This window comes from Xanthomonas sp. 1678 (genome assembly GCF_031455575.1).
Lineage (GTDB): Bacteria > Pseudomonadota > Gammaproteobacteria > Xanthomonadales > Xanthomonadaceae > Xanthomonas_A.
In genome coordinates, this window is record NZ_JAVDSZ010000010.1 from 78176 (window position 1) to 101130 (window position 22955).

Annotated in this window: 17 protein-coding genes; 10 read left to right on the forward strand and 7 right to left on the reverse strand. The window is 69.4% G+C overall.

Annotated features, from left to right (window positions below; all coding sequences use genetic code 11):
* The first annotated feature begins 22 nt into the window (after nt 1-22).
* Nucleotides 23-1459: a dihydrolipoyl dehydrogenase gene (gene lpdA / locus J2Y70_RS17130; RefSeq protein ID WP_309920187.1), complete on the forward strand. Its 1437-nt coding sequence runs from the start codon at nt 23-25 to the stop codon at nt 1457-1459.
* A gap of 213 nt (nt 1460-1672) precedes the next feature.
* On the forward strand, nt 1673-2266 hold the full coding sequence (locus J2Y70_RS17135) for a TIGR00730 family Rossman fold protein (RefSeq protein WP_309920190.1): 594 nt from the start codon (nt 1673-1675) through the stop codon (nt 2264-2266).
* Between the two features lie 1178 nt (nt 2267-3444).
* Here J2Y70_RS17135 and J2Y70_RS17140 read toward each other — a convergent pair.
* Nucleotides 3445-6315 carry an EAL domain-containing protein gene (locus J2Y70_RS17140; protein ID WP_309920193.1) on the reverse strand — a complete coding sequence of 957 codons (2871 nt, stop codon included), beginning with the start codon at nt 6313-6315 and terminating at the stop codon, nt 3445-3447.
* Here J2Y70_RS17140 and J2Y70_RS17145 point away from each other — a divergent pair.
* The 7 genes from J2Y70_RS17145 (at nt 6308) to J2Y70_RS17175 (ending at nt 12785) form a co-directional block, all read left to right on the forward strand.
* Nucleotides 6308-6517: a hypothetical protein gene (locus tag J2Y70_RS17145; protein WP_309920194.1), complete on the forward strand. Its 210-nt coding sequence runs from the start codon at nt 6308-6310 to the stop codon at nt 6515-6517. The two genes, J2Y70_RS17140 and J2Y70_RS17145, sit on opposite strands and share 8 nt — an antisense overlap.
* Nucleotides 6518-6527: 10 nt before the next feature.
* Nucleotides 6528-7082, forward strand: coding sequence for an RNA polymerase sigma factor (locus J2Y70_RS17150; RefSeq protein ID WP_263394771.1), 555 nt, complete (start codon nt 6528-6530; stop codon nt 7080-7082).
* A complete protein-coding gene (locus J2Y70_RS17155) occupies nt 7079-8188 on the forward strand; it encodes a hypothetical protein (RefSeq protein ID WP_309920197.1) in 1110 nt (369 codons plus the stop codon). Before J2Y70_RS17150 ends, J2Y70_RS17155 begins: the two co-directional genes overlap by 4 nt.
* A gap of 249 nt (nt 8189-8437) precedes the next feature.
* Nucleotides 8438-9970 (forward strand): alpha/beta fold hydrolase, encoded by a 1533-nt coding sequence (locus J2Y70_RS17160; protein ID WP_309920200.1) that lies wholly within the window; start codon nt 8438-8440, stop codon nt 9968-9970.
* A gap of 111 nt (nt 9971-10081) precedes the next feature.
* The gene (locus J2Y70_RS17165; RefSeq protein ID WP_309920203.1) at nt 10082-10684 is read left to right on the forward strand and encodes a YigZ family protein; all 603 of its coding nucleotides are present in this window, start codon (nt 10082-10084) and stop codon (nt 10682-10684) included.
* Entirely contained in the window at nt 10681-12447 is a 1767-nt protein-coding gene (locus J2Y70_RS17170) for an ABC transporter transmembrane domain-containing protein (RefSeq protein WP_309920205.1), read from the forward strand. The genes J2Y70_RS17165 and J2Y70_RS17170 overlap by 4 nt, the downstream gene beginning before the upstream one ends.
* A 125-nt stretch (nt 12448-12572) precedes the next feature.
* Nucleotides 12573-12785 (forward strand): hypothetical protein, encoded by a 213-nt coding sequence (locus tag J2Y70_RS17175; protein ID WP_263394776.1) that lies wholly within the window; start codon nt 12573-12575, stop codon nt 12783-12785.
* Nucleotides 12786-13123: 338 nt separating this feature from the next.
* On the opposite strand, the gene J2Y70_RS17180 is transcribed toward J2Y70_RS17175, so the two are convergent.
* The 6 genes from J2Y70_RS17180 to hrcA all read right to left on the reverse strand — a co-directional run bounded on the left by J2Y70_RS17180 (nt 13124) and on the right by hrcA (nt 20795).
* Nucleotides 13124-14236 (reverse strand): prephenate dehydrogenase, encoded by a 1113-nt coding sequence (locus J2Y70_RS17180; protein WP_309920210.1) that lies wholly within the window; start codon nt 14234-14236, stop codon nt 13124-13126.
* Nucleotides 14233-15141 carry a pyridoxal kinase gene (gene pdxY / locus J2Y70_RS17185; RefSeq protein WP_263394778.1) on the reverse strand — a complete coding sequence of 303 codons (909 nt, stop codon included), beginning with the start codon at nt 15139-15141 and terminating at the stop codon, nt 14233-14235. The genes J2Y70_RS17180 and pdxY overlap by 4 nt, the downstream gene beginning before the upstream one ends.
* A gap of 517 nt (nt 15142-15658) precedes the next feature.
* On the reverse strand, nt 15659-16795 hold the full coding sequence (gene dnaJ / locus J2Y70_RS17190) for a molecular chaperone DnaJ (RefSeq protein ID WP_309920214.1): 1137 nt from the start codon (nt 16793-16795) through the stop codon (nt 15659-15661).
* Nucleotides 16796-16956: 161 nt separating this feature from the next.
* Entirely contained in the window at nt 16957-18873 is a 1917-nt protein-coding gene (gene dnaK, locus J2Y70_RS17195; protein ID WP_309920217.1) for a molecular chaperone DnaK, read from the reverse strand.
* Between the two features lie 149 nt (nt 18874-19022).
* Nucleotides 19023-19544 carry a nucleotide exchange factor GrpE gene (gene grpE, locus J2Y70_RS17200; protein WP_309920220.1) on the reverse strand — a complete coding sequence of 174 codons (522 nt, stop codon included), beginning with the start codon at nt 19542-19544 and terminating at the stop codon, nt 19023-19025.
* Nucleotides 19545-19736: 192 nt separating this feature from the next.
* Nucleotides 19737-20795 carry a heat-inducible transcriptional repressor HrcA gene (hrcA, locus tag J2Y70_RS17205; RefSeq protein ID WP_309920223.1) on the reverse strand — a complete coding sequence of 353 codons (1059 nt, stop codon included), beginning with the start codon at nt 20793-20795 and terminating at the stop codon, nt 19737-19739.
* A 113-nt stretch (nt 20796-20908) separates the two neighbouring features.
* On the opposite strand from hrcA, the gene recN reads away from it, so the two are divergent.
* Nucleotides 20909-22579, forward strand: coding sequence for a DNA repair protein RecN (gene recN / locus J2Y70_RS17210; RefSeq protein WP_309920225.1), 1671 nt, complete (start codon nt 20909-20911; stop codon nt 22577-22579).
* Nucleotides 22580-22955 lie beyond the last annotated feature (376 nt).

Sequence of the window (22955 nt, forward strand, 5' to 3'; positions counted from 1 at the left end):
GGGAAAGGCAAAGGAATCTGAAATGGCTGAAAACTTCGACGTCGTCGTCATCGGTGCCGGTCCGGCCGGTTATCACGCTGCAATCCGCGCCGCCCAGCTGGGTCTGAAGACCGCCTGCATCGACGCGGCGCTGGGCAAGGACGGCAAGCCGGCGCTGGGCGGCACCTGCCTGCGCGTGGGCTGCATTCCGTCCAAGGCGCTGCTGGATTCCTCGCGCCAGTTCTGGAACATGGGCCACCTGTTCGGCGAGCACGGCATCAGCTTCAAGGACGCCAAGATTGACGTCGAGGCGATGGTCGGGCGCAAGGACAAGATCGTCAAACAGTTCACCGGCGGCATCGCGATGCTGTTCAAGGCGAACAAGATCACCCCGTATTACGGGTTCGGCGAGCTGCAGCCGGGCAACGTGGTCAAGGTCAAGCAGCACGACGGCAGCGAGGTCGAGCTCAAGGGCACCAACGTGATCATCGCCGCCGGCTCGGATTCGATCGAACTGCCGTTCGCCAAGTTCGACGGCGACGCCATCGTCGACAACGTCGGCGCGCTGGACTTCACCGAAGTGCCCAAGCGCCTGGCGGTGATCGGCGCCGGCGTGATCGGCCTGGAACTGGGCAGCGTCTGGAAGCGTCTAGGCGCGGAGGTCACCATCCTCGAGGCGCTGCCGGACTTCCTGGCCCTGGCCGATGCCGAAGTGGCCAAGACCGCGCTGAAGGAATTCAAGAAGCAGGGCCTGGACATCCATCTCGGCGCCAAGGTCTCCAAGACCGAGGTCAGCGGCAAGGGCAAGAAGAAGGAAGTCGTCGTCACCTACACCGACAGCGAAGGCGAGAAGAGCCTGACCGTGGACAAGCTGCTGGTGGCCGTGGGCCGCCGCGCCGCCACCAAGGGCTTGCTGGCCGACGGCACCGGGGTGAAGGTCAACGAGCGCGGCCAGATCGAGGTCGACGAACACTGCCACACCGGCGTCGACGGCGTGTGGGCGGTCGGCGACTGCGTGCGCGGGCCGATGCTGGCGCACAAGGGCTTCGAGGAAGGCATCGCGGTCGCCGAACTGATTGCCGGCCTGCCCGGCCATGTCAACTTCGACACGATCCCGTGGGTCATCTACACCGAGCCGGAGATCGCCTGGGTCGGCAAGACCGAGCAGCAGCTCAAGGCCGAGGGCGTGCCGTACAAGACCGGCAGCTTCCCGTTCGCGGCGATCGGCCGCGCGGTGGCGATGGGCGAGCCGGCCGGCTTCGTCAAGGTCATCGCGCATGCCGAGACCGACCGCGTGCTCGGCCTGCACCTGGTCGGCGTCGGCGTCTCCGAGCTGGTCCACGAAGGCGTGCTGGCGATGGAGTTCAACGGCTCGGCCGACGACCTGGCACGCATCTGCCACGCCCACCCGACCCTGTCCGAGGCGATCCACGACGCCGCGATGGCGGTGAGCAAGCGGGCGATCCACAAGGCCAATTGATGCCGGGATTCGGGATTGGGGATTCGCAACAGCGGCGGCCCCCCATTCCGCATCTTTCCGGCAATGGCGTAGCGCCGGGCGAAAGCCCGGCGTTGTGCTTTGCGGATCGCCGAATCAGTTGATCCACGACGCATGTCCTGCTCCTCGCACGGTGAACGCTCGCACATGCAACATCCCGCTGTCACGAATCCCCAATCCCGAATCCCCAATCCCATGAAAAGCATCTGCGTCTACTGCGGCTCCAACGCCGGCAACAAACCCGCCTACGTCGAGCGCGCCACCGCGTTGGGCACGCGTATCGCCGAGCAGGGCCTGCGCCTGATCTACGGCGGCGGCAACGTCGGGCTGATGGGCACCGTGGCCAACGCGGTGCTCGCCGCCGGCGGCCAGGTCACCGGCGTGATCCCCAAGCAGCTGGCCGACTGGGAAGTCGCGCACCGCGGGCTGACCGAACTGGAAATCGTCGGCTCGATGCACGAGCGCAAGTCGCGCATGTTCGACCTGTCCGACGGCTTCGTCGCCCTGCCCGGCGGCTTTGGCACCATGGAAGAGATCTTCGAGATGCTGACCTGGCGCCAGCTCGGCATCGGCAACAAGCCCTGCGCATTCCTGGACGTGGAAGAGTTCTACGCCCCCTTGATCGGCATGATCGACCGCATGGTCGCCGAACGCTTCCTGCACCCGGACCAGCGCGCCGACCTGTGGTACGGCAACGACATCGACACCATGCTGGCCTGGATGCACGACTACACCCCGGCGCAAGCATCGAAGTGGATCGACGAAAAGCGCCAGAACGCGCTGCGTTGAAACGCACCGCACTTAACCAGCCGCAACCCCAGGGCGCGCGGCGACGCGCCTAGCATCCCGCAGAGGCTTCAGTCCCGAGAAGGCGCACAGTCTGCGCGTGCGGGCGACGCTGGCCGCGGCTGAAGCCGCTCCTACAGGGACTTCGAAGCGCTGGTCGGTGCGCTGCGGGGCTTCAGCCCCTGCCCGGCTGAATCGACGCCTGGAGATTTCCCGCTGCGTTCGTCGCGACTGAAGTCGCTCCCACAGGGGACTTCCAGACGCTGGTCGGCATATCTCCGACCCATTCGTTGTGCGCGTGCGGATCGATGAAGAACGCCGCGGCGCGCGGCGCTGAATTTCGCCACGTCTGCCAGCAACACCTGGGCGCCACAACTGCAGCCCCGCATGCCTTCACTGTTCGTCGAAACTCTCCCTACCCGGCGACAAGCTTCGACGTATGACGACGCGTGCCCCAGCATTCCTGTGCTTCCTCCATGCAACGCGGATGGAACACGGACTGGTCTTCGTCGCCTTGAAACACCATACCTCGTCATTGAATCGTAGCTAGGCTGATTCAACGGCAGCAGCCCGTCAGGCTAGTTGCTGTTGCTCTGGGCTGTGCTCTGGGCTGTTGCTCTAGGCCGTTGCTCCGGGCTATTGCTCTGGGATGTTCGGCTGTTGCTCTAGCTGTTGCTCTAGCCGTTGCTCTAGCCGTTGCTCTAGCCGTTGCTCTAGCTGTTGCTCTAGCTGTTGCTCTGGCTATTGCTGTTGATTTACCGGGTTCCCTTCCGCAGCGGCGGCCATGGCGGGGAAAAACCCGAAGGGCGGCGCACAGGGATGTGCGCCGTTCGCGGCAGGGGCAGGATGCCCCTTCCGCGAATCCCCGTCATGGACGCGGACCTGGAGCGCGGAGCGCGGAAGGCGCAAGGCAGGGCGTGCTTTCTTTTGGTTACTTTTCTTTGCACGAGCAAAGAAAAGTGACCCGCGCTCAAGCGCGGAAGCTTTGCTTGTAAGCCAAAGCAACCAAACAAGGCACATGCAAGAGCAAAGCCCAGCGCACGACACCGATGGCGACCGCACGCGCCTCTCCGCGCATGACGATCGGAGAGAAGACTAGCGCTAACGAACGACAAAAAACGGCGCTATCCGCATAGCATCGAACCGCCACAAGCGATCCCTCGGAACCAAGTGCACGCACCTCAATCGTGCTGCGCAGGCCGCCCCAACAGATACCCCTGCCCATAATCGCAGCCCAGCTCGCGCAACGTATCCAACTGCTGCTCAGTCTCGATCCCCTCGCCAATCGTCTCGATCCCCAGCGTACTGGCCAACGCCAGAATACTGCGCACCAGCGCATAACTGCCGGTGCCACTGTCCCCATGCAACCCGGCAACGAAACTCTGATCGATCTTCAGCGCCGAGATCGGAAACCGATGCAGATACGACAAGGCCGAAAATCCCGTGCCGAAATCGTCCAACTGCGCCAACACCCCACGATCGCGCAGCGCCTGCAGAATCGTCAGCGTCCGCGGCGCATCGTCGAGCAGCGCCACCTCCGTGATCTCCACCCGCAACCGCTGCGGATCGGCACCGGCGGTATCGATCAAGCCGAACAACCGATCGGTGAAATCCGGCGAACGGAAATGCCGCGGCGACACATTGACCGACACGTAACCGTCGCCGCCCCGCGCCAGGCGCTGGATCACCTGCTCGTACAGCAGCCAGTCCACCTGCTCGATCAGCCCACTGTCCTCGCCCAGATCGATGAACTGGCTCGGCACCAACAGCCCGCGGCTCTCATGGCGCCAGCGCAGCAAGGCCTCGTGGCCGACCACCTGGCCATCGATCAGGCGCACGATCGGCTGATAGAACGGCTCGAAATCGCCGCTCTTGATCGCCCGCCGCAGGTCCGCCTCCAGGTCCAGGCTGCGCAGCGCCGCCTCGCGCATCGCCTCGTCGAAGACCGCGCACCGGTCCTGGGTCTGCGCCTTGGCCCGGTACATCGCCGCGTCCGCGTCGCGCAGCAGCTCCTCGCCGCTGCTGTAGCGCGGATGCCAGGCGGCGATGCCCAGGCTGCCGGACGGGAACAGTTCGCGGCCGGCCACCCACATCGGCTGACCGAGCACGCCGAGCAGGCGCTGCGCCAGTTCGCGCACGCCGTCCAGGCCATCCTCGCACTGCACCAGGATCGCGAATTCGTCGCCGCCCAGGCGCGCCACCACGTCATCGCTGCGGATCGTGGAGACGATGCGCTTGGCCACCTCCACCAGCATCTCGTCGCCGGCGGCATGGCCGATGCTGTCGTTGACCAGCTTGAACCGGTCTAGATCCAGGAACAGCACCGCGAAGGCCATGCCGTCGCCAGTGCGCGCGCGGTTGATCGCTTCGCCGAGCCGGTCCAGCAGGTGCGAACGGTTCGGCAACCCGGTCAGCGCATCGTGCAGCGCCTGGTGGGTCAAGCGTTGCTCGGCGCGCCAGCGCTCGGCGATCTGCGCCAGCAACTGCTGATTGACCTCGGCCAGTTCGCGGGTACGCTCCGCCACCCGCTGCTCCAGCTCGGCATGCGCCAGCTGCAGCCGCTCCTGCGCGCGCTGCCGCGCCAGGCCGCCGCCGACGTTGTGGGCGACGAAGGTCAGCAGGCGCTGGTCGTATTCGGTGAACCGCACCTGGGTGGTATAGCTCTGCACGACGATCGCGCCGACCACCTCGCCCTCGTCGAACAGCGGCACGCCGAGCCAGCTGTGCGAGCGCGTGCCGTACTCCTGCACCTCGCCCTGCGCCACCAGCGCCTCGATGTCCGCCAGTTCCAGCAGCGACGGCTGGCGCTTGCGCATGACGTATTCGGTCAGCCCCTTGCCGCGGCGCCGCAGCGGCCGCCGCGGGCTGTATTCGTCCACCGAGTAGACGAATTCCAGCATCTTGCCGTCGTCGGACAGCAACGCGATGTACAGGTTGCGCGCATCGATCAGCCCGCCGACGATGGCATGCACCTCGGCGTAGAACTGCTGCAGGCTCTCCGAGCGGATCGCCAGCTCGGCGATGCGGAACAACGCCAGCTGCAAGGTCTCGGCGCGCTTGCGCTCCAGGATCTCGTCCTGCAGGTCGTGGTTGGCGCGCTGCAGTTCCTGCGTGCGCAGCTGCACGCGCCGCTCCAGCTGCACCTGCGCATGGCGCCGGTCCATCGCGGTCAGCACGTGCTGGGCGACGTAGGCCAGCAGCGCGCGGTCGGCGTCGGTGTAGTGCAGCGCACGGTCGTAGTTCTGCACCACGATCGCGCCGCACACGCGGCCCTCGCGCAGCATCGGCACGCCCAGCCAGTCCTTGCTGTCCGGCCCATGCCTGCGGTCGTAGCCCACCCGCAGGCGCTCGCGCACCTGCTCGGACGGCCCGCGCACCGCCTGGCCGTGGCGCAGCAGCGCGAAGGTGAGGCTGCTGGGCATGTCGCGCTGGAAGTACAGCTGCTCCGGGTCGGCGACGAAGTCGTCGTGCTTGTCGCAGAAATACAGGAAACGCATGCTCTGCTGCTCTTCGTCGTACTCGACGATGTAGCAGTTCTCCGCGTACATCAGCGAGGCCAGCACCGAATGCACGTGCTGCAGCATCTGCCCCATTTCCAGGTCCGCGCCGGCCAGGTCGGCGATCTCGTACAGCGCCTGCTGCAGCTGCTTGGACTTCTCCAGGCCCTCGATGCGCGCGCGCATCCGCTCCGTGTCCAGCAGCGCCAGGCCGAACGCGGCCGCCATCTCGCACCAGGCAGTGCGCTGCGGCGCGGCCAGCGGCTGTTCCAGCCGCGCGGCCACGGCCACGCAGGCGCCGTCCGGCGTCTTCAGCACGTGCAGCAGCGCCTGCGCAGGCGCGGTCACCGTCTCCACGAGGCTGCGCCGGACCAGCGCCGGCAGCCAGGCCGGCGCATGTGGCGTGGCGCCGAACAGGCGCCCGACCGCGCCGTCGCCACAGGCGATGGCCACGTCGCTGCCCAGCGGCAGCAAGCCGCACAGCATGGCCGCGGTCTGTACGCAAGCCTGGCCGTCGGGTTGATCCTGGCGGGCGATCGCGGACGGCTTGAACATCGACAACAACTCCTACATGACGTCGGACCTGCCCCACGTCTCCCCCTGCCGCCAGCATACCTTTTACCTGAAGGGGCGCACGCGCAATGACCCCGTGCGCGGTGCTGGCGCGTTCACTGTCTACGATGCCTGCTGCCTTCCCGCCCTCGCCCGCCGCCGCCTCGCCCACGCCACGCTATGCGCCGGGCCGGCGAACGCTTAGGCTTGCCGCCGTGGATGCCCTGGTCGAAACGAGCGATGAAGCCCTGATGCTGGCCTATGCGGCCGGCGACGCCGGCGCGTTCGAGACCTTGTACGCGCGCCACCGCGGCCGCCTCTATCACTACCTGCTGCGCCAGCTGCGCGACGTGGCACTGGCCGAGGAAATGTTCCAGGACGTGTGGCAGCGGGTCATCGCCGCGCGCCAGGGCTGGCAGCCGCAGGCGGCGTTCAGTACCTGGCTGCTGCGCATCGCCCACAATCGGCTCGGCGATCACTGGCGCGCGGCCAAGCACCGCCCGGCCGCGCCGGCCGACGCAGATCTACGCACCGCCAGCGTGCCGGATCCGGATACCCCGGAACGGCAGCTGTCCGCGTTCGAACAGCGGCGCCAGCTGCAGCTGGCGCTCGACGACTTGCCGGAGGATCAACGCGAAGTGCTGCTGCTGCGCCTGGAACAGGAACTGAGCCTGGAGGAGATCGGACAGATCACCGGGGTCGGCCGCGAGACGGTCAAGTCGCGGCTGCGCTATGCGATGGACAAACTGCGCGCGAGGCTGGGCGAATGAACGCCGACGAGCCACTGACCCCGGAAGAACGCGCCCTCGCCGAACGCCTGCGCCTGGGCCGGCAGGCGCAGCCGTCGTCAGCGCTGGACGCGGCGATCCTGGCCGCGGCGCGCGCGGCGGTGGCGTCAGCGCCGGCGGCCACGCCGCCAGTGGATGCGCGCGCCGAACCCGAACCCCATACCGATGCCGTGCAGCCGGCGCCGATCGCCGCCGCGCCGCAGCTGGCGCGCGAAACACCGCCCACCGTCGCCAGGCGTCGCACGCGGTGGCCGGCCTGGACCGGACTGGCGGCGTCGCTGAGCCTGGCGGTCGGCATCGCCTGGCAACTGCGGACGCCACCTCCGCCGGTACCGATGCCGGCCGCAGCGCCGGCGCCCGCGACAGCGGAGACGGCAGAGTCCGCGGCGCCAGCACCGGCGCCTGCCAGCCACGCTCCGTCGGCCGACGCCGCTGCGCGTACGGACGTGGCACAGCCAGAGCCCGCGCCACCGCCGCCCTCGGCGAGCGCTCCCGCCATGCAGGAAATCGTGCCGACAGCGGCGTCGGCACCAGCACAGGTCGTCGCCGAACCGGCGCCTGTCGTCGCAGCGAAGCCGGCACCGCGGATGGTCGCGCCTCCGGCACCGCCTGCGCCGCCCGCGCCGATGTCCGCGCCAGCAGCCGACGCGCAGGAGGCGCTTGCCGACGCCGCGGCAGCGCGCACGCAGCAGGAGTCGGCGGCACAGGATGAACAGCGCTCCACCGTGCAGGATCGCGGCCAGCCACTGCGCGCGCGGCGGGAGGCACTGGCCCGCACGCAGGCAAAGACGGCGGCATCCGACGCACGCATAGAAGGCGGGCTCATGGCCGCACCGGCGCCTGCCGCGCCCGCCGCGCCGATCGCCGAAGACGCGATTCCGTTCGCCGCGACCGCGGTCCCCGCCGACGCGGCACTCGAGGCCGCCGCGGATGCGGATGCGCGGCTGTCGCGGCGGCAATGGCTGCACCGCATCCGCGAGCGCCGCGACGCAGGCGACCACGCGACTGCGCGCGCCAGCCTGCAGCGGTTCCAGCGCGAGCATCCGCACACGCGCATCCCCGACGACCTGCGCGCCCTGCTCGACTGAGCTGCGCGCGGCGCCGCTGGCTGCACGTGCCAGGCGAGCGGGCCCAGCTGACCACGAGTCCGCCGGGATCGGTGAAGCCCCCGCAACCGCAAGACCCTCGGGTGCGTAGCGTCCATCCACCCGCTGGCGCCGAACAACCTGCCCGGCAAGCGACCACCGCATCCCGCGACGTCGCCAGTCCCGGCGAGCCGCTTGACACCCGCCGGGCGCGGGCCGATGTTGCCGCTCTGTCCAGAGCGACGCCCCGCCATGCGCAGCAGCCCGATTGCCCGTCTCGCACTGCTCGCGCTCCCGCTCGGCTGGGCGTTGGCCGGCCACGCGCAGACGATCGCGCCACCTGCGCGCATCGGCATCGAGCACGCGGTCGCCACTGCGATCGACGGCTCGTCGATGCCTTACGACATCGGCACCCTGTCGGTGCCGGAGAACCGCGACAAGCCCGATAGCCGCCGGATCCAGGTCGGCTTCGCCCGGGTCAAGGCGCGCCACCCGAGCGGCGCACCGCCGATCTTCCTGCTGGCGGGCGGACCGGGCACGACGATGCTCGACATCGTGCTGGATCGGGACGACACGGCCAGGCGCCGCGTCAAAGCCTGGCAGGCGTATGCGGAGGTCGCCGACCTGGTGGTGGTCGAGCAGCGCGGCTACACCCTGCGCGGCGAACAAATGGAACTGGACACGCCGGCCTTGCCGCTGGACCAGCCGATGACCACCGCGCAGGACATCGCCATCGTCCGCGGCCTGGCCCGGCGCGCGCAGGCCGCCTATCCGCAGGCCGATCTGTCCGGCTATTCGGTCGCGCAGATCGCCGACGACGTCGACGACCTGCGCCAGGCGCTGGGCTACGACAGGATCAGCCTGGTCGCCGCCAGCTTCGGCTCGCAGTGGGCGTTCGCGGTGCTCAAGCGCCATCCCGGGCGCGTGGCGCGCGCGGTGATCTCCGCGACCGAACCGCTGGACGCCGGCTACGACCAACCGTCGCAGGTGTTCGCCGCATTCCAGCGCATCGCCGCGGAAGCCGACCAAGCGCCCGCGCTGGCCCCGTATCTGCCCAACGGCGGCACGATCGCGGCGCTGCAGGCGACGTGCGCGCGTTTCGCCGCCGGTCCGATCCGTGTGGACGTCGAGCACGACGGCATGCGGCAGCAGGTCGTGCTGGGGCTGGAGGACTACCAGCTGGCGCTGATCACCTACTCCGCGAACGCCGCCACCTTCCCGCGCTTCGTGCTCTCGGCCTACCACGGCCACTACGAAGACTGGGCTCGCGACGCCATCGCCTGGCGCGCGCCGGAGAAGCGCGCGTTGATCAATCCGCTGATCAACATCGGCCTGGACATGAGCGCGCCGCGCAAGCGCCTGCTGTGGAGCGACCCGGCGCTGCCGCTGCTCGGGCGCTGGAACTTCGCCGCGTATCTGGCGACCAAGGGCGAATGGGCCACCGCCGACGCCGGCGACGCCATGCGCGCACCAGTCCTGGATCCGACCCCGGTGCTGTTCGTGCAGGGCGACTGGGACACCTCCACGCCGCTGGAGAACACCCTGGCGTTGCTGCCCTACTTCCCCAACAGCCGCACGCTGCTGCTGCATCGCGCGCAGCACAACGGCACCTTCGCGCTGCTGCGCAGCCGGCCGGACCTGGCCGCCAAGGTCTACGCGTTCCTGCGCGACGGCGACACCCGCACCCTGCCGGCGGAAGCGGCGCTGGACCCGGTGGCGTTCGCCGCGCCGGCATTTCCCGCGCCCGGATCCGCTGCACGCGCAATGGTGGACGACCGCCGCTGAGCGCGATGTTCGAATAGCGCGCATTGCCTGCAGCATCCGATCGCGCTCCCGAACCGCACCGACATCGACCGACCGGCGGCATCCGCGGTCCGCCGCGGCGCCTCGTCTAGAATGGCGCCGATGCCCGATACGCTTCCCCACCCCGTCAGCCACAGCGTGGACATCAAGCACAGCCGCTTCCTGGCCCACGCGGCGCCGATCGCCGACGCCGCCGCGGCGCTGGCGTTCGTGCAGCAGGTCGCGGTGGCCGACGCCACCCACAACTGCTGGGCCTACCGGTTCGGCGACGACTACCGCTCCAGCGACGACGGCGAACCGGCCGGCACCGCCGGCCGGCCGATCCTGGCGGCGATCGACGGCCAGGGCTTCGACCGCGTGGCGGTGGTGGTCACGCGCTGGTACGGCGGCATCAAGCTCGGCGCCGGCGGCCTGGTCCGCGCCTACGGCGGCAGCGCCGCCGAGTGCCTGCGGCTGGCGCCGCGGCAACCGCTGCTGGCGTTGAGCCTGCTGACCGTGCACTGCGAGTTCGACGATCTCGGCATCGTGCACGCGGCGCTGAGCGCCTGCGCTGCCGAAAAACTCGATGAACGTTTCGACGCCGAGGGCGCCGAATTGCGCCTGCGCCTGCCCAGCGATCGCGTGGACACCTTGAAAACACGGCTGCGCGACGCCACTCGGAACAGGGTCCGCTGCTCGGAAACCTCCCCCGCATGAACGATCCGTCGGCCGACCAGGCCAAGTCGCTGCGCAAGCTCGGCAGCCTGCGCACCTTGTGGCCGTTCGTGCAGCGCCAGCGCGGCCTGTTCGGCGCCTGGCTGTTCGCGCTGGCGGTGTCCTCCAGCGCGACGCTGAGCCTGCCGGTGGCGGTCCGGCAGATGATCGACCACGGCTTCAGCGACGGCAGCAGGATCAACCAGTCCTTCGCGCTGCTGTTCGCGGTGGCGGTGGTGCTGGCGATCGCCACCGCGCTGCGCTTCTACTTCGTGTCCCTGCTCGGCGAGAAAGTCGTCGCCGACCTGCGCGGGCGGCTGTACGCGCACCTGATCGGCCTGCACGCAGGCTTCCACGACCGCAACCGCAGCGGCGAACTGGTGTCGCGGCTGTCGGCCGACAGCGAACTGCTGCGCGGAGTGATCGGCAGCACCATGTCGGTGGCGCTGCGCAGCACGGTGACGGTGATCGGCAGCATCGTGATGCTGTTCGTGACCAGTCCGCACCTGGCCGCCTATGCGCTGCTCGGCATCCCGCTGGCGGTGTTGCCGATCGTGCTCGGCGCGCGCCGCCTGCAGAAGATCTCGCGCGCCAGCCAGGACCGCGTCGCCGACGCCAACACGCTGGCCGCCGAGACCCTGGGCGCGGTGCGCACGGTGCAGGCGCATGCGCGCGAACCCTACGAACGCGGCCGCTTCGGCCAGGCGCTGGCGCTGTCGGTGGACGTGGCGCGGCGCCGGGTGCGCGCGCAGGCGCTGATCACCGCCACCGCGATCGTGCTGGTGTTCGGCGCGATCGTGCTGGTGCTGTGGTCCGGCGCGCACGAGGTGGCGGCCGGCGAACTGAGCGCCGGCGCGCTCGGCCAGTTCGTGCTGTACGCGATGTTCGGCGGCGGCTCGGTGGCGTCCCTGGCCGAAGTCTGGAACGACCTGCAACGCGCGGCCGGCGGCATGGGCCGCATCGCCGAACTGTTCGCCGAACGGCCCGAGGTGGTGGCGCCGGCCGCGCCGCAGCCGCTGCCGCAGCCGCTGCGCGGCGAGGTACGCTTCGAGAACGTGGTGTTCCGCTATCCGCAGCGGCCCGACCATCCGGCGCTGGACGGCTTCGACGTGCACGTGCGGCCCGGCGAGAGCGTGGCCCTGGTCGGCCCGTCCGGCGCCGGCAAGAGCACCGTGCTGTCGCTGCTGCTGCGCTTCCACGACCCGCAGGCGGGTACGGTGCGGGTGGACGGCGCCGACCTGCGCGAGTTGGACCCGGCGCAGCTGCGCGAAGGCATCGGCCTGGTCCCGCAGCATCCGACCCTGTTCGCCGCCAGTGCCGCCGACAACATCCGCTACGGCCGGCTCGAGGCCAGCGATGTCGAGGTCGAGGCCGCGGCGCAGGCGGCCGAGGCCGACGCCTTCATCCGCCAGCTGCCGGGTGGCTACGCCAGCGAGCTGGGCGAGCGTGGCGCGCGCCTGTCCGGCGGCCAGCAGCAACGCATCGCCATCGCCCGCGCCTTGCTCAAGGACGCGCCGATCCTGCTGCTGGACGAAGCCACCAGCGCGCTCGACGCGCAGAGCGAACATGCCGTGCAGCAGGCGCTGGAACGGCTGATGGCCGGGCGCACCACGCTGGTGATCGCGCACCGCCTGGCGACCGTGCTCAAGGCCGACCGCATCGTGGTGATGGACCACGGCCGCATCGTCGCCCAAGGCACGCACGCCGAGCTGCTGGCACAGGGCGGCCTGTACGCGGAACTGGCGCGGCTGCAATTCATCGACTGACCACGCCGCGCTAACGCCGGCGGGGCTACGGTCCCGCTGCGCCCCACGCAGTGGGCGGCGCAAGGCGCCGGCATCGTTTCCGGCGCAATCCGGTTCGACGAATCGCCTTCGACAGGAGACACGCCATGTCCTTTCGCCAACTACCCGCCCTCGGCCCCGACGGCGAGGCCTATCTGATCACCGAGTTCCAGGACGAAGCGCAGCATCAGCAGCAGGCCCAGCAGGATGCGCGCTCAGTCCCGGCGCTGCGCTACGAACTGGCCGACGGACGCAAGCTGATCCGCCGCGGGCAGCAGTTCACCACCACCGGCGGCGAGTTGACCTTGACGGCGGTCTGAGATCGCTCCGCCGCACCGCGCAGTCCGCCGCGACGCATTGCGGCAGCGCGGCTGGTACGTCATGCATGCGCCGCAGTGGTCAATTATTGACCATGCCTCATGACACGCCCACCGCGCAAGGCGACCCGGCACTTATCCACATGTTTGCGCGCGTTTCATCCACACCGCCTGTGGATGAATGCGCTGCCTGCATTTTCGGAATCGACATTGGTCCCGCAGGCATACCCTGTAGGAGCGGCTTCAGCCGCGACCGGACCTTGCCGGTAACGCCTGGTCGCGGCTGAAGCCGCTCCTACAGGGGGTTCGCTGAAAGGGTGGCCACGCGCAAAACCACCGGCTCAGCGCGGCAACACCCGGCCGATGCCGCTGGCGTCGATCTCGGTCGCCGCCGCCTGCAATGCGGCCGCGGCGGTCGCGGGATCGAAGCCGATGCGGAAATGCAGCTCGCCTGCCGGCGTGCGCGAGGAATGGATCGAGGTCAGGCTCACGCCGTGGCGCTCGAACACGTACAGCAAGGCCCGCAACGATCCGGCGCGGTCTTCCGGCAGATACACGCTGAGGGTCAGCGGCTCGGTCAGATCGGCGAGCAGATAGCCGACCCGCTCGTAGCTGTAGTTGCCGCGCGCGATCGTCGCCTCGCCCAGCGCCTGGCGATTGGCGTCGAGGAAATCGGCGCGGAACTGCGCGCGTGCCGCGTCGTCGCCGCGGCCGACCTGGTCGCGCAACCGCGACAGCTGCGCGATCAATCCGTCGAGCACGCTGCCGACGTAGGGATTGCCGAACTGGATGTCTTCGTAGATGGCCGGATTCAGCGCCAGGATGCGCGCGATGATCGCCGTATCCAGCTCGAACGAGGCCGAGCGGTACGGCAGCAGCGCGTCCAGCGCACCCAGCGTCGGCGCATGCTCGCGCAACACGCCGGCCTGGGCCAGGTGGCTGGCGTGCACCATCGCCTGCACCAGCGCCATCACCCGGTCGTGGTGGTCGGGCGTGGTGCGCACGCACTCGGCCTCCAGCGCCGCGCACAGCTGCTGCAGCCACGGCTGCCAGAGCGCCAGCCGCGCTTCGCACACCACCAGCACGCGTCCTTTGAGCGTCGGCGACTTCGGCGGCGCGGTCATCGGGTGCAGCCCGGCCACCTCCGCCTGCGAGGCCAGCATCGCCGCCACCGGCTCGCGCTTGACCGAGGTCACGTCCAGCCACAGCTGCGCGCGTTCGCGCCCGGCGGCGCGGCGCACGTAGTCGCCGATCAGTGCCGGCGTATGCCGGATCGGCGCGGAAAAGATCAGGACCTGCGCACGCTGCAGCAGCGCGTCCGGATCCAGCGACTGCGGATCGGCCGGGTCGTGGCCGACCACTTCGAGCTGCATGCGCTCGCGGAAGAAACGGCCCAGCCAGCGGCCATAGGCGCCGGCGCTGCCGACGATGCCGACGACCGGGCGCTGGCTCACGCCAGGCGCTCGGCGGCGAAGCGCAGCGGCGTGGCCAACGCCGCGGGCGCGGCGGCAAGCACGTCCAGTTCCTCGTAGTCCGCGGCCAGGGTCGCTTCCAGCGCCGCGTGCACGCCGGCGATGGCGCGACCGATCGCCAGTTCGAAGGCGTCGCCGCGCAACAGGAACGCGACCAGCAGCGACATCAGCACGTCGCCGGTGCCGGCCACGTCCACCGGCAACAGCGGCGAGCGCCAGCGGTAGATCGCCTCGCGGCTCACCGCCAGCGTCACCAGCTGCCCGGCATCGCCGCTCACGCTGTGCGCCAGCACCCACTGCGGCCCGCGCGCCAGCAGCGCCTGCGCCGCGGCGATGGCATCGTCCTGGGCCAAGGCCGGCATGCCGGTCAGGCGCCCGAGTTCGAATGCGTTCGGCGTGACCAGCCACGCCTGCGGCAGCAGGCGCTCGGCGAACACGGTCTCCAGCCCCGGCTCGACGTAGGGTCCGGTATGCGTATCGCCGATCACCGGATCCAGGCAGTAGCGCAGCGTCGGACACTGCGGCAGCGTGCTGTCGAGCCAGTCGGCAAACGCAGTGCCGTTGCCGACGCTGCCGAAATAGCCGGACACCAGCATGCGCGCGCGCTGCGGCAGGCCACGCTCGCTGGCGCCGAGCAGCAGATCGGCGAACCAGTCCGACGGCAGCACCTTGCCGCGCAAGGTGTCGTAGAACGGCGCATTGCTCAACAGCGTGGTCGGGATCTCCGCCACGCGCAGGCCCAACGCGCGCATCGGCGGCATCGCCGCACTGTTGCCGGCATGGCCGTAGACCAGTTGCGACTGCACGGAAATGACGTCGACCGGCACCGGCCCGTCGGGGCGCTGGCGACGGCCGTGGATCAGGTGGCTTTCGGCGGATGCGGTCATCGCCGTAGTTTAAGGGCTGGGATTGGGGATTCGGGATTTGGGGATTCGCCACGGCAGACTCCCGGGCATGCCACACGGCCCCAGCAACCGACACATGCCGTCTACATGCCTCGCCGAGCAATGAAGCGCCGGTGTTGCGAATTCCAACTCCTGCCACTGGAAGCGGCACCCGCAGACGCCGAATGCGCCGCGCAAGCGCCTTCCTGTCCAACTCGAGAACTCCCGGACCCAGGATCTGCCGTTACGAATGCCAATTCCACCCGCAACCAAAAAGGCACGTACCCGGCGCCAATCGAGCCCCACACGTGCCTCTTCCCGCCCAGCACGGGACCTACCGGCACCAGGAATCCGCCGTTACGAATCCCCAATCCCCAATCCCTAATCCCCGCAACTAAAAAGGCACGTGCCCGGCGCCAAAATCGCGCCTCACACGTGCCTGGTCCTGCCAACACGGGATCCACCGGGCACTAGGAATCCGCCGTGGCGAATCCCCAATCCCGAATCCCCAATCCCGGCCTCACGACGTCATCCGATCCCAGAACCCCTTCACCCCGTCGATGAAGGTCGCCGACTTGGGCGAATGCTTGCGCGCGTCCTCGCCGGTGAAGGTGGATTCGAACTGCTCCAGCAGCTTGCGCTGGTCCGGGGTGAGGTTGACCGGGGTTTCCACCACCACGCGGCAGTACAGGTCGCCTTCGCTGCGGCTGCGCACCGAGCGTACGCCCTTGCCGCGCAGCCGGAACAGCTTGCCGGTCTGGGTCTCGGCGGGAATGCGGATCTCCGCTTCGCCGCCCAGCGTGGCCACGCGCACGGTGTCGCCGAGCGCGGCCTGGGAGATGCGGATCGGCACCTCGCAGTGCAGGTCGTCGCCGTCGCGCTGGAAGATCGCGTGCTCGCGCACCCGCACTTCCACGTACAGGTCGCCAGGCGGGGTGCCGGCCGGGCCGGCTTCGCCCTCGCCGGACAGGCGGATGCGGTCGCCGTTGTCCACGCCCGGCGGGATCTTCACCGACAGCACCTTGGTCTCCTCGACGCGACCGGCGCCGTGGCAGGTGCCGCACGGGTTCTGCACCATCTGGCCGCGCCCGGCGCAATGCGGGCAGCTCTGCTGCATCGCGAAGATGCCGCGCTGGATGCGCACCTGGCCGCGCCCTTGGCACGTCGTGCAGGTCTCGACCTTGCCGTCTTCCGAACCGCTGCCGTGGCAGTGCTCGCATTCGCCAAGGGTCGGGATCTCGATGCGCCGCTCGATCCCGGCCACCGCTTCTTCCAGGTCCAGCTCCAGCACGTAGCCGATGTCGGCGCCGCGCCGCGACGCGCGGCCACCGCCGCCGGCACCGCCGAAGATGTTGCCGAAGATGTCGCCGAAGATGTCGCCCATGTCCGGGCCGCCAGGGCCGCCGCCACCGCCCATCCCGCCCATGCCGTGCTCGAACGCGGCATGGCCGTGCGCGTCGTACATGCGCCGCTTGTTGCCGTCGGACAGGACCTCGTAGGCCTCCTTGCACTCCTTGAACGCGGCCTCGGCGGCATGGTCGCCCGGATTGCGGTCGGGATGGTGCTTCATCGCGCAACGGCGATAGGCCTTCTTCAGTTCCTCGTCGCTGGCGGTACGGGCCACGCCCAGCACTTCGTAATAGTCGCGTTTGCTCATAGGGCGGAGATTGGGGATTCGAAATTCGGGATTCGTGTAAAGCAAAAGCGGAGAGCGCTAACTCGTCCGCTTTTGCGAGCGCTACGGACAGGGTATCGGGAACGGGAAGCCGAGAGGCGAAGGCCTTTCGAATCCCCTACTCCCGAATCCCGAATCCCGGCTTACTTCTTGTCGTCCTTGACCTCGGTGAACTCGGCGTCGACCACGTCGTCGCCGGCGGCCTGCGCACCGCCCGGGGCGGCGCCCGGCTGCTGTTCGCCGGCGGCCGCGGCCGCGTACAGCGACTGACCGGCCTCTTCCAGCGCCTTGGTCTTGGCCTCGATCTGGCCCTTGTCGTCGCCCTTCATCGCCGTTTCCAGGTCCGCCAGGGCCGACTCGACCTTGCCGATCACGTCGCCGCCGACCTTGCTGCCGTGCTCGGTGATCGCGCTGCGGGTGGCGTGGATCAGGCCGTCGGCCTGGTTGCGCGCCTGCACCAGCTCATGGAACTTCTTGTCTTCCTCGCGGTTGGCTTCCGCGTCGGCGACCATCCGCTGGATCTCGTCGTCCGACAGGCCGGAACCGGCCTTGATCTCGACCTTCTGTTCCTTATTGGTCTTCTTGTCCTTGGCCGACACGTGCAGGATGCCGTTGGCGTCGATGTCGAAGGACACCTCCACCTGCGGCAGGCCGCGCGGCGCCGGCTCGATCCCGGACAGGTCGAACTTGGCCAGCGACTTGTTGTAGCGGGCCTGCTCGCGCTCGCCCTGCAGCACGTGCACGGTGACCGCGGACTGGTTGTCCTCGGCGGTGGAGAAGGTCTGCGAGGCCTTGGTCGGGATCGTGGTGTTCTTCTCGATGATCTTGGTGAACACGCCGCCCAGGGTCTCGATGCCCAGGCTCAGCGGGGTCACGTCGAGCAGCAGCACGTCCTTGACGTCGCCGGCCAGCACACCGCCCTGGATCGCGGCGCCCAGCGCCACGGCCTCGTCGGGGTTGACGTCCTTGCGCGGTTCCTTGCCGAAGAACTCGGACACCGCCTGCTGCACCTTCGGCATGCGGGTCTGGCCGCCGACCAGGATCACCTCGGTCACGTCGCTGGCGCGCAGGCCGGCGTCGTTGAGCGCGGTGCGGCACGGCTCGATGGTGCGCTTGACCAGGTCCTCGACCAGCGCCTCGAGCTTGGCCCGGGTCAGCTTGATGTTGAGGTGCTTCGGGCCCGACGCGTCGGCGGTGACGTACGGCAGGTTGACTTCGGTCTGCTGCGAGGTCGACAGCTCGATCTTGGCGCGCTCGGCCGCGTCCTTCAGGCGCTGCAGCGCCAGCGGGTCCTTGCGCAGGTCGATGCCCTGGTCCTTGTTGAACTCGTCGACGAGGTAGTCGATGACGCGCTTGTCGAAGTCTTCGCCGCCCAGGAAGGTGTCGCCGTTGGTGGCCAGCACTTCGAACTGCTTCTCGCCGTCGACGTTGGCGATCTCGATGATCGACACGTCGAAGGTGCCGCCGCCCAGGTCGTACACCGCGATCTTGCGGTCGCCGCCCTGGCCCTTGTCCAGACCGTAGGCCAGCGCCGCGGCGGTCGGCTCGTTGATGATGCGCTTGACGTCCAGGCCGGCGATGCGGCCGGCGTCCTTGGTCGCCTGGCGCTGGCTGTCGTTGAAGTACGCCGGCACGGTGATGACTGCCTCGGTGACCGGCTCGCCCAGGAACGCCTCGGCGGTCTTCTTCATCTTCTCCAGCACCTGCGCGGAGATCTCCTGCGAGGCCAGCTTGCGGCCGTCGGCGGTGGCCACCCAGGCGTCGCCGTTGTCGTGCTGGACGATGCCGTACGGCACCAGGCCGATGTCCTTCTGCACTTCGGCGTCGGTGAACTTGCGGCCGATCAGGCGCTTCACCGCGTAGAAGGTGTTCTTCGGATTGGTGACCGCCTGGCGCTTGGCCGAGGCGCCCACCAGCACTTCGCCGTCCTTGGTGTAGGCGACGATCGAGGGCGTGGTGCGGTCACCCTCGGAATTTTCGATGACGCGGGCCTTGCCGCCGTCCATGATCGCCACGCACGAGTTGGTCGTGCCCAGGTCGATGCCGATGATCTTGCCCATTGGATGACTCCTGAAAATTTCTGGTGTCCGGCCGCTGCCGGGGTCTGGTTCGGATATAGGGATGGCCGCCGTTCATTCAAGCCATCACCGCAAATTAGCGTTCCGCCGCAGCCGCGCCCGATTCAGGCGCGGGCGGCCGGCGCCGCGCCTCAGTCGTGCTTGGCGACCACGACCAGCGCAGGCCGCAGCAGGCGATCGTTGAGCAGGTAACCCTTCTGGAACACCTGGATCACGTGGCCGGGGGCGACGCCGTCGGCTTCGGCCTGGCTGATCGCCTGGTGGTGTTCCGGGTTGAACGGCTGCCCGGTCGGGTCGAGCAGGGTCAGGCCGTTGTCGGCGGCGACCTTGAGCAGTTGCTTGTAGGTCAACTCAAGACCGTCGCGCAGCGGGCTGGGCTCGCTGCCGGCCGCGGTCAGGCCGGCGTCCAGGCTGTCGAACACCGGCAGCAGGTCGCCGAGCAGGCGCTCGTTGGCGAACTTGCGGGCCTGCTCGACGTCGCGAGCGATGCGCTTGCGCTGGTTTTCCAGATCGGCGCGCTCGCGCAGCGTGTCGGCCTTGACCAGCGCCAGCTCGCTGCGCAGCGTCTCGATCTCCGCCTGCAGCGGGTCGGTCGACGGCTGCTGGGCTTCGGACAGGTGTTCAGAATCGAATTCGGGGTGCTCTTGGTTCATTTCCGGTTCCCTGGCGGGAGATGCACCCGCCCTACCGGACCACCTATGTGGGTGGTGTGGGGCGGATTCAAGATGCTGTGTTGCGTTTTTCGGGATCGGGGACCGGGGACCAGGGACCCGGGCGATACGGTTCCGGAGCTTGGCTGACTGGCGAAACGTGGCTGCCGGATGCGACTCGCGGCGGCGCGGCAGTCAGCGTTCGGTCGGCGGGGTCGGGTCCAGGGTGGCGCCCAGCACTTCGGCGGCGGTCTGCACCAGCGGGATCACCCGGTCGTAGTCCATGCGCTTGGGGCCGATCACCCCCAGCACCCCCAGCACCTGGCCGCCGGCCATGTACGGCGCGGTGACCAGCGACACGCTCTCCAGCGGCACCACGCCGGTCTCTTCGCCGATGAAGATGCGCACGCCGGGCGCCTGGATGGTGCGCTCCAGCAGCTGCAGGATCTCGCGCTTGCTGGCGAAGATCTCGAACAGCTCGCGCAGCCGCTCCAGGTCCGACAGGTCCTGCACGCCCATCAGCTTGGTCTGCCCGGCCAGCACCATGTCGTCGCCGGCCGGGGCCAGCGCCTGCTCGGCCAGTTCCACGCTGTGCGCCAGCAGCAGCTCCATCTCGTCGCGCGCGTGGCGCAGGTCGCGCACCAGGCTGGCGCGGATGTCGGCCAGCCCGCGCCCGGCAAAATGCGCGTTCAGGTAATTGGCCACGCGCTCCAGCTCGGCCGGTTCGTAGGTCTTGCGCGGCTCGATGACCCGGTTCTGCACCTCGTTGTCGGCGAACACCAGGATCGCCAGCACCCGGCGCGCGTCCAGCGGCACGAAGTCGATGTGCCGGAACGCGAACTGCTCGCGCTTGGGCGCGCTGACCACGCCGACGAAATGGGTCATCGCCGACAGCAGCTCCGAGGCGCTGCCGAGCAACGCCTGGGTGCCCGCCGCGCTGCTCATCTCCGCGCGCAGCCGCGCCACCTCGCCCTCGCCGGGCGGGCGCATCTGCACCAGGCTGTCGACGAACACCCGGTAGCCGGTGGCGGTGGGAATGCGCCCGGCCGAGGTATGCGGCGAGCTGAGCAGGCCGGCGTCCTCCAGGTCGGCAAGGATGTTGCGGATCGTCGCCGGGCTCACGTCCAGCCCGGCGTGGCGGGCCAGGGTCTGCGAGCCGACCGGTTCGCCGTCGCGGATATAGCGCGAGATCAACGTGCGCAGCAGCTGCCGGGCACGCGGGTCGAGCGAGGAGTGGACCGGGGAGGCGCGCATGGAATCAATCCGTGAGACTGGACACTAGATAATGGCTGCATGCCGGCTTGGCAAGTCATTGGCCCACCTACCCGCGCATGCTAGCGTTGCGCGGCCCTGGATTTGCGACCCCCATGCTCAGACATCTCTCGATCAAGGATTTCGCCGTCGTACGCGGTACCGAACTGGAATTCGGCCCTGGCATGACCGTGGTCTCCGGCGAAACCGGCGCCGGCAAGTCGCTGATGGTGGACGCGCTCGGCTTCCTGTCCGGGCTGCGCGCCGACAGCGGCGTGGTCCGCCACGGCGCCGACCGCGCCGAGCTGTCGGCCGAGTTCGCCGTGCCCGAGGCCGCTCCCGCGCGCGCCTGGCTGCGCGAGAACGAGCTCGACGACGACGCGCAATGCCAGCTGCGCCGGGTGATCCGCGCCGACGGCGGCTCGCGCGCCTGGATCAACGGCCGCCCGGTGACGCTGTCGCAGCTGGCCGAACTGGCCGGGCACCTGGTCGAGATCCACGGCCAGCACGAACACCAGGCGTTGCTGTCGCGCGGCAGCCAGCTCGGCCTGCTCGACGCCTACGCCCGCAACGAGGCCGAACGCGCCGCGGTGCGCGCCGCCGCCACGCGCTGGCAGGCGCTGCTGGCCGAACGCGACGCGCTGATGGCGCAGGGCGACGTGTCCGACCGCATCGGCTTCCTCGAACACCAGTTGGCCGAGCTGCAGCGCGAGGACCTGGAGCCGGCGGCGATCGCCGCGCTGGACGCAAACCATCGCCGCCAGGCCCACGCCGCCGCGCTGATCGGCGCCTGCGAGGGCGCGGCGCAGCGGCTCAACGGCGACGAGGCGCCGGCGGTGCTGGAACTGCTGCAGCAGACCCGCCACGACCTCGGCAAGGTCGGCGAGTACGACCCGCGCCTGGGCGAGGTCCAGGCGCTGATCGACAGCGCCACGATCCAGCTGGAAGAAGCCCTGGCGCTGGTCGACCGGGTCCGCGACGACCTCGATGCCGACCCCGCGCAGTTCGAGGACATGGAACGCAAGCTGGGCCGGCTGCACGACCTGGCGCGCAAGCACCGGGTCACCCCGGACACGCTGGGCCAACACCGCGACGCGCTGCTGGCCGAAGTCGAGGGCCTGCGTGGCGCCGGCGAGCGGCTGGACGTGCTCGACGCGGAGATCGCCCGTGCCGCGCAGGCCTGGCGCGACGCGGCGGCGGCGCTCACCGGCACCCGCGCGCGCGGCGCGCAGGCGCTGTCGCGCGACACCACCGCGCTGATCGGCGAACTGGGCATGGGCGGCGGGCGCTTCGAGATCCAGCTGGAACCGCACGAGGCCGAGCGCCCCGACCCGGCCGGCGCCGAGCGCGTGGAGTTCCTGGTCGCGGCCAACGCCGGGCAGCCGCCGCGCGCGCTGCGCAAGGTCGCCTCCGGCGGCGAACTGTCGCGCATCTCGCTGGCGATCGAGGTCGCCGCGCTGGGCCTGGACGCGGTGCCGACCATGGTGTTCGACGAAGTGGACTCGGGCATCGGCGGCGCGGTCGCCGACATCGTCGGCAAGAAGCTGCGCGCGCTCGGCGAACAGCGCCAGGTGCTGTGCGTGACCCACCTGCCGCAGGTCGCGGCGCAGGGCCACGCCCACTACCGGGTCAGCAAGGCGCCGGTCGAGGGCATGACCCAGAGCTCGGTCGAGCTGCTGGCGCCGCGCCAGCGCGAGGAAGAGCTGGCGCGGATGCTGGGCGGGGTCGAGGTCAGCAAGGAAGCCCGCGCCGCGGCCAAGCGCCTGCTGCAGAGCGCTGCCGGCTGAGATCCTGCCAGCGGCGGTGCAGCGTGCGGGGCTTTTTCCAGCGGGTATGACCGGTGCTGGCCGGCGCCCGTTCAAGGGCCGGCCGCAAGAATTTCCGCCCTGCCGGCCGCCGGGCTCCGGAACTAGTACCCGGATCGCCGCAGCAGAATGGACGCTGGTGGAGATGGCTTCGGGCATTGGCGTGACGAGCGCAGGAAGCCTGCAGCGTTCGGATCGGCCGGGTCGGGGCTGAAGCCCCTCCCACAGTGCACCCAGTCTGTTCCGCGAAGCCCTGCAGGGGCCGTTTCAACCGTGACGTGCGACGAACGAAGTCAGCACCCGACCGGTACACGCGCGTGGGGCTTAAGTCCCCACAGTGCATCAGCGAGTCGGCCGC